The 11,255-nt window shown below is 65.3% G+C and carries 13 protein-coding genes; 6 read left to right on the plus strand and 7 right to left on the minus strand.

Annotated features, from left to right (window positions below; genetic code table 11):
* The first annotated feature begins 100 nt into the window (after positions 1-100).
* Positions 101-496: an NINE protein gene (locus OEJ36_RS11880; protein ID WP_263401654.1), complete on the plus strand. Its 396-nt coding sequence runs from the start codon at positions 101-103 to the stop codon at positions 494-496.
* Positions 497-554: 58 nt separating this feature from the next.
* On the opposite strand, the gene OEJ36_RS11885 is transcribed toward OEJ36_RS11880, so the two are convergent.
* From OEJ36_RS11885 to gshB, 7 genes are all read right to left on the minus strand, one after another.
* A complete protein-coding gene (locus tag OEJ36_RS11885) occupies positions 555-1,826 on the minus strand; it encodes a dihydroorotase (RefSeq protein ID WP_263401655.1) in 1,272 nt (423 codons plus the stop codon).
* The gene (locus OEJ36_RS11890; RefSeq protein ID WP_021218367.1) at positions 1,826-2,833 is read right to left on the minus strand and encodes an aspartate carbamoyltransferase catalytic subunit; all 1,008 of its coding nucleotides are present in this window, start codon (positions 2,831-2,833) and stop codon (positions 1,826-1,828) included. Before OEJ36_RS11890 ends, OEJ36_RS11885 begins: the two co-directional genes overlap by 1 nt.
* A 26-nt stretch (positions 2,834-2,859) precedes the next feature.
* Complete coding sequence (gene pyrR / locus OEJ36_RS11895) at positions 2,860-3,372, minus strand: bifunctional pyr operon transcriptional regulator/uracil phosphoribosyltransferase PyrR (protein ID WP_021218368.1); 513 nt, start codon at positions 3,370-3,372, stop codon at positions 2,860-2,862.
* Positions 3,373-3,384: 12 nt separating this feature from the next.
* A complete protein-coding gene (gene ruvX, locus OEJ36_RS11900) occupies positions 3,385-3,825 on the minus strand; it encodes a Holliday junction resolvase RuvX (protein WP_263401729.1) in 441 nt (146 codons plus the stop codon).
* Positions 3,822-4,391: a YqgE/AlgH family protein gene (locus tag OEJ36_RS11905; RefSeq protein ID WP_263401656.1), complete on the minus strand. Its 570-nt coding sequence runs from the start codon at positions 4,389-4,391 to the stop codon at positions 3,822-3,824. The genes ruvX and OEJ36_RS11905 overlap by 4 nt, the downstream gene beginning before the upstream one ends.
* A gap of 61 nt (positions 4,392-4,452) precedes the next feature.
* Positions 4,453-5,346: an energy transducer TonB gene (locus OEJ36_RS11910; RefSeq protein ID WP_263401657.1), complete on the minus strand. Its 894-nt coding sequence runs from the start codon at positions 5,344-5,346 to the stop codon at positions 4,453-4,455.
* A gap of 87 nt (positions 5,347-5,433) precedes the next feature.
* Positions 5,434-6,405 carry a glutathione synthase gene (gshB, locus tag OEJ36_RS11915; protein ID WP_184488419.1) on the minus strand — a complete coding sequence of 324 codons (972 nt, stop codon included), beginning with the start codon at positions 6,403-6,405 and terminating at the stop codon, positions 5,434-5,436.
* Positions 6,406-6,675: 270 nt separating this feature from the next.
* On the opposite strand from gshB, the gene pilG reads away from it, so the two are divergent.
* The 5 genes from pilG to OEJ36_RS11940 all read left to right on the plus strand — a co-directional run bounded on the left by pilG (position 6,676) and on the right by OEJ36_RS11940 (position 11,247).
* A complete protein-coding gene (gene pilG, locus OEJ36_RS11920; RefSeq protein ID WP_021218373.1) occupies positions 6,676-7,083 on the plus strand; it encodes a twitching motility response regulator PilG in 408 nt (135 codons plus the stop codon).
* Positions 7,084-7,131: 48 nt separating this feature from the next.
* On the plus strand, positions 7,132-7,497 hold the full coding sequence (gene pilH / locus OEJ36_RS11925) for a twitching motility response regulator PilH (protein ID WP_003458790.1): 366 nt from the start codon (positions 7,132-7,134) through the stop codon (positions 7,495-7,497).
* Between the two features lie 48 nt (positions 7,498-7,545).
* On the plus strand, positions 7,546-8,082 hold the full coding sequence (locus tag OEJ36_RS11930; protein WP_021218374.1) for a chemotaxis protein CheW: 537 nt from the start codon (positions 7,546-7,548) through the stop codon (positions 8,080-8,082).
* Positions 8,083-8,275: 193 nt separating this feature from the next.
* Positions 8,276-10,324: a methyl-accepting chemotaxis protein gene (locus OEJ36_RS11935; protein WP_031287349.1), complete on the plus strand. Its 2,049-nt coding sequence runs from the start codon at positions 8,276-8,278 to the stop codon at positions 10,322-10,324.
* 62 nt (positions 10,325-10,386) lie between these two features.
* A complete protein-coding gene (locus OEJ36_RS11940) occupies positions 10,387-11,247 on the plus strand; it encodes a CheR family methyltransferase (protein ID WP_263401730.1) in 861 nt (286 codons plus the stop codon).
* Positions 11,248-11,255 lie beyond the last annotated feature (8 nt).

Below are 11,255 nucleotides of genomic sequence, written 5' to 3' on the forward strand. Positions count from 1 at the left end.
GAAAGGGCTGCGAATGGCTGTATGTGCATACAGTATTTGTCGGCCCTGAAGCCTGCGCAAGTCCGTCGTCGACGGATGGTCGCGATCTGAAGGAGTACGCATGCAACGCCCTGACACCCACAACATGCTGATCGGCTACCTGCTGTGGATATTCGGTTTCCTCGGCGCCCACCGCTTCTACTACGGCAAGCCGGTGAGCGGCACCATCTGGTTCTTCACCTTCGGCCTGTTCTTCATCGGCTGGATCATCGACCTGTTCCTCATCCCGTCCATGGACCGCGAAGCCTCGCTGCGCTTCAACGCCGGCTCCCACGACTACACCGTCGCCTGGATCCTGCTCACCTTCCTCGGCGTCTTCGGCGTGCACCGCATGTACCAGGGCAAGTGGATCACCGGCATCCTCTACCTGTTCACTGGCGGCTTCTTCCTGCTGGGCGTGCTCTACGACTTCTGGACCCTGAACACCCAGGTCTCGGTGCTCAACGCCCGCCGTTGAGCCTTCGGCCAGGCATGAAAAAGCCCGCCATCTGGCGGGCTTTTCGTTACCGGGCGGCTCAGGCCTGATAGGTGATGTGCCCGTCCATCAGGGTGTAGCGCACCTTGCCGGGCAGGTCCTGGCCGAGGAAGGGGCTGTTGCGCCCCTTGGACAGCCATTGCTCACCGGCGCGGGTGCGGGCTTGCGGGTCGAACAGCACCAGGTCGGCCGGGGCCCCCACGGCGAGGCGGCCCACCGGCAGGCGCAGGGCGCGGGCCGGGCCGGCGGTGAGGCGGGCGAGCAGGGTCGGCAGGTCGAGCAGGCCGTCCTCCACCAGGCTCAGGGCCAGCGGCAGCAACAGCTCGACGCTGCTGATGCCCGGCTCGGTGGCGGCGAAGGGGGCCAGCTTGGCGTCCGCCTCGTGGGGCTGGTGGTGACTGGCGATGGCGCCGATCACGCCACTCTTCACCGCCTCACGCAGGCCGTCGCGGTCGGCGCGGGTACGCAGCGGCGGTTGCACGTGGTAGAGGCTGGAGAAGTCGATCAGCGCCTCGTCGGTGAGCAGCAGCTGGTACAGCGCCACGTCGGCGGTCACCGGCAGGCCGCGGGCCTGGGCTTCGGCGATCATCTGTGCGCCCCGGGCGCTGGTGAGCTGGCTGAAGTGCGCGCGCACGCCGCTCTGCTCCACCAGCAGCAGGTCACGGGCCAGGGCCACGGTTTCCGCGCTCTCGGGGATGCCGGCCAGGCCGAGGAAGCCGGCGGTGGCGCCCTCGTGGGCCATGCCGCCGTCCGCGAGCGAAGCGTCCTGGGCGTGGAAGATCAGCGTCAGGTTGAAGGTGGCCGCGTATTCCATGGCGCGGCGCAGGGTGCGGTTGCTGTCGAAACTGGCCAGGCCGTTGGAGAAGGCCACGCAGCCGGTGTCGCGCAGGGCGACCAGCTCGGCCAGTTGCTCGCCGGCCAGGCCCTTGCTCAGGGCGCCGACGGGGAAGACCTTGGTGTGGCCGGCTTCGCGGGCGCGGTCGAGGATCAGCTCGGCCACGGCCGGGGTGTCCAGCACCGGGCGGGTCAGCGGCGGGCAGCACAGGCTGGTGACGCCACCGGCGGCGGCGGCACGGGTTTCGCTGTCGATGCTGCCCTTGCGGCTGTAGCCCGGCTCGCGCAGGGCGGCGTTGAGGTCCACCAGGCCGGGCGCGGCCACCAGGCCCTTGGCGTCGATGCTGTGTTCGGCTTCGTAGCCGGCGGGCGCCTGGCCGATGCCGGCCACCTTGCCGGCTTCCAGGTACAGGTCGGTGACCTGGTCGGTGCCGCTGGCGGGATCGATGAGGCGGGCGCCGATGATGTGGGTACGCATCAGTTCTGCACCTCGGCTTCCTGGTTGATCTGGCGTTGGGTGTTCTGGCCGCTCATGGCCATGGACAGCACGGCCATGCGGATGGCGATGCCGTAGGTGACCTGGTTGAGGATCACCGAGTGGGCGCCGTCGGCCACCGCCGATTCGATCTCCACGCCACGGTTGATCGGGCCGGGGTGCATGACGATGGCATCGGGCTTGGCCAGCGCCAGGCGCTGGGTGCTGAGGCCGTAGAGGCGGTAGAACTCGCCTTCGCTGGGCAGCAGGCCGCCCTGCATGCGCTCGCGCTGCAGGCGCAGCATGATCACCACGTCGACGTCCTTGAGGCCTTCGGCCAGGTCGGTGTAGACGCTGACGCCGTACTGCTCGATGCCGATGGGCAGCAGGGTCTTGGGGGCGATCACGCGGATGTCCGGGCAGCCCAGCGCCTTGAGCGCGAGCATGTTCGAGCGCGCCACGCGGGAATGCAGGATGTCGCCGACGATGGCCACCGAGAGGTTCTCGAAACCACCCTTGTGGCGGCGGATGGTGAGCATGTCGAGCATGCCCTGGGTCGGGTGCGCGTGGCGCCCGTCACCGCCGTTGATGATGGCCACGTCCGGGCACACGTGCTCGGCGATGAAGTGGGCGGCGCCGGAGTCGGCGTGGCGCACCACGAACATGTCGGCGGCCATGGCCTCCAGGTTGCGCAGGGTGTCGAACAGCGTCTCGCCCTTGCTGGTGGAGGAGGTGGAGACGTTGAGGGTGATCACGTCCGCGGACAGCCGCTGGGCCGCCAGTTCGAAGGTGGTGCGGGTGCGCGTGGAGTTCTCGAAGAACACGTTGCACACGGTCTTGCCGCGCAGCAGCGGGACCTTCTTCACGGCGCGGGCGCCGACTTCAAGGAAGGAGTCGGCGGTGTCGAGGATTTCCGTCAGCAGCTCGCGGGGCAGGCCGTCGAGCGAGAGGAAGTGGCGCAGCTGGCCCTGATCGTTGAGCTGCAGCGGGCGCTTGGCGTCTGTCGGCATGGGGCAGGCCCTGGGGGTCGGGAGTTTCAGGAAGCGGGGGTGAGGACCTGGCGCTCGAGGGCGAGCGGCGCGGGGCCGAGCAATTTTACCCGTTCATCGGCGGCGAGCGACAGGGTGGCGCCGACCACGTCGGGGCGGATCGGCAGCTCGCGGGCGTTGAGGTCCAGCAGGCTGACCAGGGTCACGCTGGCCGGGCGGCCGTAGTCGAACAGCTCGTTCATGGCGGCGCGCACGGTGCGGCCGCTCATCAATACGTCGTCGATGAGGATCAGGTGCTGCCCTTCGATCTCGAACGGCAACTCGGACGGGCGCACCTGCGGGTGCAGGCCGTTCTGGGTGAAGTCGTCGCGGTAGAAGGAAACGTCCAGGGTGCCCAGGGGCTCTTCGCTGCCCAGTTCCGCCAGCAGGGCCTGGGCGACCCAGACACCGCCGGTGCGGATGCCGATGAAACGGGGGTTGGCGATGCCGCGCGCGGCCAGGTGGGCGTTCAGCGCGCTGGCCATCTGCGGCAGCAGTTCGGCCGGGTTGGGCAGGGTCATGGGCGTTCCTCGCTATTCGTGTCCGGGGTGTTCCGCCAGCCAGCCTTCCAGTAGGAGGGCGGCAGCCAGGGCGTCGACGGGGTTCTCGCGGTAACCGCCGCGCTGGCCCTGGGCGAGCCGTTGGCCCTTGGCTTCGAAGGTGGTCAGGCGTTCGTCATGGGTGAAGACCGGCAGGTTGAAGCGGCCGTTGAGACGGCGCGCGAACTTCTCCGCACGCTCGCTCATGTCGCTGGGGGTGCCGTCCATGTTCAGGGGCAGGCCGACGACAATGGCGTCCGGCTGCCATTCCTTGAGCAGCGCCTCGACCTTCTGCCAGTCCGGTACGCCGTTCTGCGCCTTGAGCACGCAGAGTTCGCGGGCCTGGCCGGTGACGGCCTGGCCGACGGCGACGCCGATCTGCTTGGTGCCGTAGTCGAAGCCCAGCAGCAGGCGCAGTGGCTTGGCGGCCATCAGGCGTGCCCGGCCTGGGTGGTGAGCAGGTTGAGGTTGATCCCGAGGCGCGCGGCGGCAGCGGCGAGGCGCTGGTCGGCGGCGGTGTCGAAGAGGATGGTCGGGTCGGCCGGGCAGGTCAGCCAGGCGTTGTCCACCAGCTCGGCTTCCAGCTGGCCGGCATCCCAGCCCGCGTAGCCGAGGGTGATCAGGCTTTTTTCCGGGCCCTGGCCTTCGGCGATGGCGAAGAGCACGTCCTGGGAGGTGGAAAGCGCCAGGTCGCCCAGCTCCAGGGTGGCCTGGAAGGTCAGGCCGCTGGGGTGGAGGACGAAGCCGCGGTCGGTCTGCACCGGGCCGCCGGCGTAGATCGGCAGGGTCTGGCAGCGGGCGGGCGGGTCGATCTCCGGGCGCAGCTGCTCGAGCACATCGCTGAGGTTGAGGCCGTTGGGGCGGTTGATCACCAGGCCCATGGCGCCCTGCTCGTTGTGTTCGACGAGGTAGGTGACGGTCTGGGCGAAATTGGGATCGTCCATGTGCGGCATGGCGATCAGGAAGTGGTGCTTGAGGTAGGTGGGCGCGGTGCTTTTCATGGGCGCTAGTTTCGACCTTCGCGCCGCAAGCTTCAAGCGCGGTTGCGCCGCACCCGCCCGGTCAGTTGCTCGACAGGCGGTCGCCGCGCTCGAAACGCCAGGTGCGGATGATTTCCAGGCGGTCGATGTCGGCCAGGTCGCCGGTGAAGGGGGCGAAGGGTGCTGCGAGGCGGACGATGCGCATGGCGGCCTGGTCCAGCACCGGTTGGCCGGAGGATTCCAGGAGCTGCACTTCATAAAGGGTGCCGTCGCGGTTGATCGACACCAGCAGGCGCAGGTTGCCGTAGAGGCGCTGGCGGCGGGCTTCCTCGGGGTAGTTGAGGTTGCCGACGCGCTCGATCTTCTTGCGCCAGTCGTCCTTGTACCAGGCGCCCTTGTCGCGCATGGTCGAGGCCGCGTTGAGGCGGTGGATGCGCGGGCGCTTGGCGTAGAGCTGGCGTTCCTGGGACAGCTCGGCCTCCAGGCTGGCGATCTCCGAGGACAGCTGGGTGCTGTCGAACACCGGTGCCGGGCGGGCTTCGGGTTCGGGCTTGGCTTCCTCGTGCTTGACCGTGGTCTTCTGCACCTTGGGTGCGGTGGTGGCGACTGCGGCCTTGGGCGCTTCCTGGCGCGCGGCCTGCTGCGGCGCGGCCGGCGGCGTGACCTTCTTGATCTCCTGGTCCTGGAAGGGCGCCTGCTCGGTGGTCTTGGGCGTGTCCTTGTGTTCCAGGGTGCCGCTGCCCTGCTGGTTCATCTGCGCCAGGTAATCGGCCTTCTCGGGCTTCTTGTCGCTCTTGAAGCTGGCGAGGGTGACTTCCAGGGTCTTGCTGATCTGGCTGGGGTCGGCAAAGGTGAAACCGACCCCGAGGATGAAGGCAACGTGCAGCACGGCCGCGAGGAACAGGGTGAAGCCCAGCCGGTCCGCCGGGCGCACGCCGGAGGAGGGGAAGTCGGAAAAATCAGCGGCTGCGTTCATCGCACATCGGGTCTGCTCAGGATGGCGCGCAGTCTGCCGAACTGGGGCGGCAGGCTGCAAGTTGCATGTCCAAAGCTGTTAGCTGCATCAAGCTTGGGGCTTGCGCCCGTTCTCGGCGAGCTTGGTCTGGATGACGTCCATGAGGCGATCACCGATGCGCGTGTCATAGGCGGCGTCGATCTCGCGGATGCAGGTCGGGCTGGTGACGTTGATTTCGGTGAGGCTGTCGCCGATCACGTCCAGGCCGACGAACAGCAGGCCGCGTTCGCGCAGGGTAGGGCCCACGGTGGCGGCGATCTCGCGGTCGCGCTCGGACAGCGGCCGCGCCTCGCCACGGCCGCCGGCCGCCAGGTTGCCCCGGGTCTCGCCAGCGGCGGGAATGCGCGCCAGGCAGTAGGGTACCGGTTCACCGTCTATCATCAGAATGCGCTTATCGCCGTCCTTGATCGCGGGCAGGTAACGCTGGGCCATGATCTGCTCGGCGCCGTGACGGGTCAGGGTCTCGAGAATCACGGAAAGGTTCGGATCGCCCTCGCGGTGGCGAAAAATCATCGATCCGCCCATGCCATCAAGGGGTTTGAGAATGATGTCACGCTGCTCTTTCGCAAACTCGCGCAGAATATCAGCCCTGCGACTGACCAGTGTCGGTGGGGTCAGTTGAGGGAACAGGGTGGCGAAGAACTTCTCGTTGCAGTCGCGAAGGCTCTGCGGGCGGTTCACCACCAGCACGCCGGCGCGTTCGGCCTGTTCCAGCAGGTAGGTCGAATAGACGAACTCGTTGTCGAAGGGCGGATCCTTGCGCATCAGGATCACATCCAGCTCGGCCAGCGGGGCGTCGCTCTCGTCTTCCAGCTCGTACCAGCGTTGAGGATCGGCGAACACTTTCAGCGGCCGCATGCGGGCGCGGGCTTCGCCGGCCTTCTGGTACAGGTCCTGCTGCTCCATATAGTAGAGGGACCATCCGCGGGCCTGGGCTGCCAGCAGCATGGCCAGGGAGCTGTCCTTCTTGAAGGAGATGTGCGCAATGGGGTCCATGACGATCCCGAGGCGAACGCTCATGGGTGTGTTCTCCGCAACTGTTTAATAGAGAGGGGCACTGGAGAATTCCGGGCCCGGTAACGAGGCGCTCAGGTTGGCGCTGGAGGTTGTCGCGGTCAAGGGAAACCTCGCCGCATGGACTAGGATTCCCGGAGGCTGGCGCTTTGTAGCTTGCGTCCGGAGAGTGTGCTAAAAAGGCCCGACGATTGGGTCGTAGCCCGTCGCTGACAGGGCCTCAGGCGCACTGAACTAAGCAAAATAACGACTCACCGAGGCGATGGTAGGGCGAACATGGAACAGCATTCCGAGGGTTTGAAGGTCATGGTGATCGACGATTCGAAAACGATTCGTCGCACCGCTGAAACTCTGCTGAAGAAGGTGGGTTGCGAGGTCATTACGGCCGTCGACGGCTTCGACGCATTGGCCAAGATCGCCGATACTCACCCCAATATCATTTTCGTCGACATCATGATGCCGCGGCTCGATGGCTATCAGACCTGCGCCCTGATCAAAAACAACAGTGCTTTCAAATCCACCCCGGTGATCATGCTGTCCTCGAAGGACGGCCTGTTCGATAAGGCCAAGGGTCGCATCGTTGGTTCCGATCAATACCTCACCAAGCCTTTCAGCAAGGAAGAGTTGCTCGGCGCGATCAAGACTCACGTGCCTGATTTCACCCCGGTGGAACAAGCCTCCTGAAGTCCGGCCTCCCATGGCCGGTGATGCCTTTCCGTTTTGGGGACAAACATGGCTCGTATTCTGATTGTTGATGACTCGCCGACCGAGATGTACAAACTGACCGCCATGCTCGAGAAGCACGGCCATCAGGTACTCAAGGCCGAGAATGGCGCCGATGGCGTTGCCCTGGCTCGCCAGGAAAAACCCGACGCCGTGCTGATGGACATCGTCATGCCCGGCCTGAACGGCTTCCAGGCCACGCGTCAGCTGACCAAGGACGCCGAGACCAGCCACATTCCGGTGATCATCGTCACCACCAAGGACCAGGAAACCGACAAGGTCTGGGGCAAGCGTCAGGGCGCGAAAGACTACCTGACCAAGCCGATCGACGAAGACACCCTGCTGAAAACCCTCAACGCAGTACTGGCCGGCTGATGCCGGTACAGTCCGTCGATAACTAGAAGAAAGAAGGCCCTGGCCGGCATGTCGGACGCGCAGACCCCTTTCCAGCTTCTCCTCGAGATCGACCAGCGCTGCCGTGCGCTGGCGGCGGGCCTCCCTGCGCAGCAGGAAACCGTACAGACCTGGAGCGGCATCGGCTTCCGCATGGGCGAGCGCCTGTTCGTGGCGCCCATGGGCGAGGTCGGCGAGGTGCTTCACGAGCCGCGGCACACGCTGCTGCCGGGCGTGAAGTCCTGGGTCAAGGGCGTGGCCAACGTGCGTGGCCGGCTGTTGCCGATCATGGACCTGTGCGGGTTCTTCGGTGGTGAACTGTCGCCCCTGCGCAAGCAGCGCCGGGTGCTGGTGGTGGACCACCAGGAAATCTTCGCCGGGCTGATCGTCGACGAGGTCTACGGCATGCAGCATTTCCCGGTGGACTCGTTCTCCGAGGAACTGCCTCCCCTGGAGGCGGCGATCCAGCCGTTCATCCACGGCGTGTTCCAGCGCGAGCAACCCTGGCTGGTGTTCAGTCCTCATGTGCTGGCACAGCACCAGGTGTTCCTCGACGTGGCGGTATAGCTTTATCCGCATCCGGCCTCAGGGCCGGGTGCGGCGGGCCGTTTCCGGGAGGGGCGGTTCAGTGTGGCGGGGCGATTCCCCGGCATGCACGCGGCACCGGTGGTGCCGTTGATTCAAGGTTGGGCCGGTTCATGCCGGCCCTTTGGCGTTACATGGAAATCGTTGTGTTGTTGGTCCAGGCGGGGGCCCGATAATGAAAAAACTTAACGCAGGCAATCTACTTGCGGGAACGCGCAGTAGTACGTTGATCGCAGGGCTGTTCGTGGTCCTGATCGTGTCCATCGTGCTGTTGTTCGCCAACTTCGCATACCTGAACACCCAGGCGAACTACGACAAGGAATACCTCAGCCACTCCGGTGAGCTGCGCGTACTGTCCCAGCGTATCGCCAAGAACGCCACCGAAGCGGCGGCGGGCAAGGCCGAGGCCTTCGCCCTGTTGAAAGACGCCCGTAACGACTTCGAGAAGCGCTGGAACATCCTCGTCAATGGCGACGAGAACACCGGTCTGCCGCCCGCTCCGGAAGGCGTGAAGGCCGAGATGGACGCCGTGCAGGCCGACTGGAACAGCCTGCGGCAGAACTCCGACGCCATCCTTGCCAGCGAACAGACCGTTCTCTCCCTGCACCAGGTAGCCGCGACCCTGGCGGAAACCATTCCGCAGCTGCAGGTCGAGTACGAGGAAGTGGTCGACATCCTGCTGGAAAGCGGCGCGCCCGCCGACCAGGTCTCGGTAGCCCAGCGCCAGTCGCTGCTGGCCGAACGTATCCTCGGCTCGGTGAACAAGGTACTGGCCGGTGACGAAGATTCCGTACAGGCCGCCGACATGTTCGGCCGCGACGCCAGCCTCTTCGGTCGCGTACTGAACGCGATGCTGGAAGGCAACGCGGCGATGGAAATCTCCAAGGTGACCGACAACGAAGCCCTGGAGCGTCTGCAAGAGATTTCCGAGCTGTTCGAATTCGTTTCCGGTTCCGTGGACGAGATTCTCGAAACCTCGCCCGAACTGTTCCAGGTCCGTGAATCCGCCAACACCATCTTCACCGGTTCGCAGACCCTGCTGGACAAGGCCTCCACCCTGGCCGGCGGCTTCGAGAAGCAGGCCGAAGGCCGTAGCTTCAACACCCTCGCCGGTTACCTGCTGGGCGCCCTGGCCCTGGGTTCGATCATCCTGATCGGCCTGGTCATGGTTCAGACCACCCGCAGCCGACTGGCCGAGACCGCCGAGAAGAACGAACGTAACCAGGCGGCGATTCTGCGACTGCTCGACGAAATCGCCGACCTTGCGGACGGTGACCTGACAGTGGCCGCGACCGTAACCGAGGACTTCACCGGTGCGATTGCGGACTCCATCAACTACTCGATCGACCAGCTCCGCGACCTCGTAGAGACCATCAACCTGACAGCCGTGCAGGTAGCGGCGGCGGCCCAGGAAACCCAGGCCACTGCAATGCACCTCGCCGAAGCGTCCGAGCACCAGGCGCAGGAAATCGCCGGCGCCTCGGCGGCCATCAACGAGATGGCGGTGTCGATTGACCAGGTATCGGCGAACGCCTCGGAATCCTCCGCGGTAGCGGAACGTTCCGTAGCCATCGCCAACAAAGGCAACGAAGTGGTGCACAACACCATCACCGGCATGGATAACATCCGTGAGCAGATCCAGGACACCTCGAAGCGGATCAAACGCCTCGGTGAATCGTCCCAGGAGATCGGTGACATCGTTAGCCTGATTAACGACATTGCCGACCAGACCAACATCCTCGCACTGAACGCCGCGATCCAGGCGTCCATGGCCGGTGACGCGGGCCGCGGCTTCGCCGTGGTAGCGGACGAGGTCCAGCGACTCGCGGAACGTTCCTCCGCCGCGACCAAGCAGATCGAGGCTCTGGTAAAAACCATTCAGACCGACACCAACGAAGCGGTTATCTCCATGGAACAGACCACCTCCGAGGTGGTACGTGGTGCGCGTCTGGCACAGGACGCCGGTGTGGCACTGGAAGAGATCGAGAAGGTATCCAAGACCCTCGCGGCCCTTATCCAGAACATCTCCAACGCCGCTCGTCAGCAAGCGTCCTCGGCGGGCCACATCTCCAACACCATGAACGTGATCCAGGAGATCACCTCGCAGACCTCCGCAGGTACCACTGCTACCGCCAAGAGCATTGGTAACCTGGCCAAGATGGCCAGCGAGATGCGCAAATCGGTATCCGGCTTCAACCTGCCGGACGCTCCGGAACAGGCCTGACCAAGGGAGATGCCGCGGCTTGACGCCGCGGCGCAGCGGCCATGAGCGAGAGGCACGACAGCATGCAGCCAAGCGGCGTGTGGGCCTTGAAACCCCTGGCCGACATGACGCCCGCGCAGTTCCACGACTGGCAGTCGCTGCTCGAGGAACGCACGGGTGTGGTGATCAACGAACAGCGTCGCTCCTTCCTGCAGACCAATCTCACTGCACGGATGCGCGAACTGGGCGTTGACGACTACAGCATCTACTACCGCCAGGTCACAGACGGCCCGCGTGGTGCTGTGGAATGGTCCACGCTGCTGGACCGCCTCACCGTTCAGGAAACCCGGTTCTTTCGCCATCGCCCCTCCTTCGACGTGCTCGACGCCTACTTGCGTGAGCGGGTCGCTGCGGGCCTGGACAGCCCCTTGGCGCTCTGGAGCGTCGGCTGTTCCAGCGGCGAGGAACCTTATTCGCTGGCGATCGCCGCCGCCGAGGCGCTGCAGGACAGCGACCGGCCGGAATTCTTCGGTGTGACCGGTACCGACATCAGCCTCAGCGCCCTGAACAAGGCGCGGGAAGGGGTGTACGGGGCACGCCGCCTGGAACAGCTGGATGCTGACCAGGGCGAACGTTATTTCCAGGTCATGGACGATGGCCGCTTCAAAGTTGTTGAGAGCCTGGCCGCGCGCGTTTGCTGCGCCCGGCTCAATGTGCTGGAACTGGCGAAGGCGCCAATGTCCGGCATGGACGTAATCTTCTGTCAGAACCTGTTGATCTATTTTCGCCGCTGGCGTCGCCGTGAAATCCTCAACCGCCTGGCCGAGCGCCTGGCGCCGGGAGGCCTGATGGTGGTGGGCGTGGGCGAAGTAGTGGGTTGGCACCATCCGGACCTGGTTCCGGTGGCCAACGATCAGGTTCTGGCATTCACCCGGAAGGGATAGCAGACGGC

Origin of the sequence: Pseudomonas sp. PDM13 (assembly GCF_025685765.1) — a bacterium.
Taxonomy (GTDB): Bacteria; Pseudomonadota; Gammaproteobacteria; order Pseudomonadales; family Pseudomonadaceae; genus Metapseudomonas; species Metapseudomonas solani.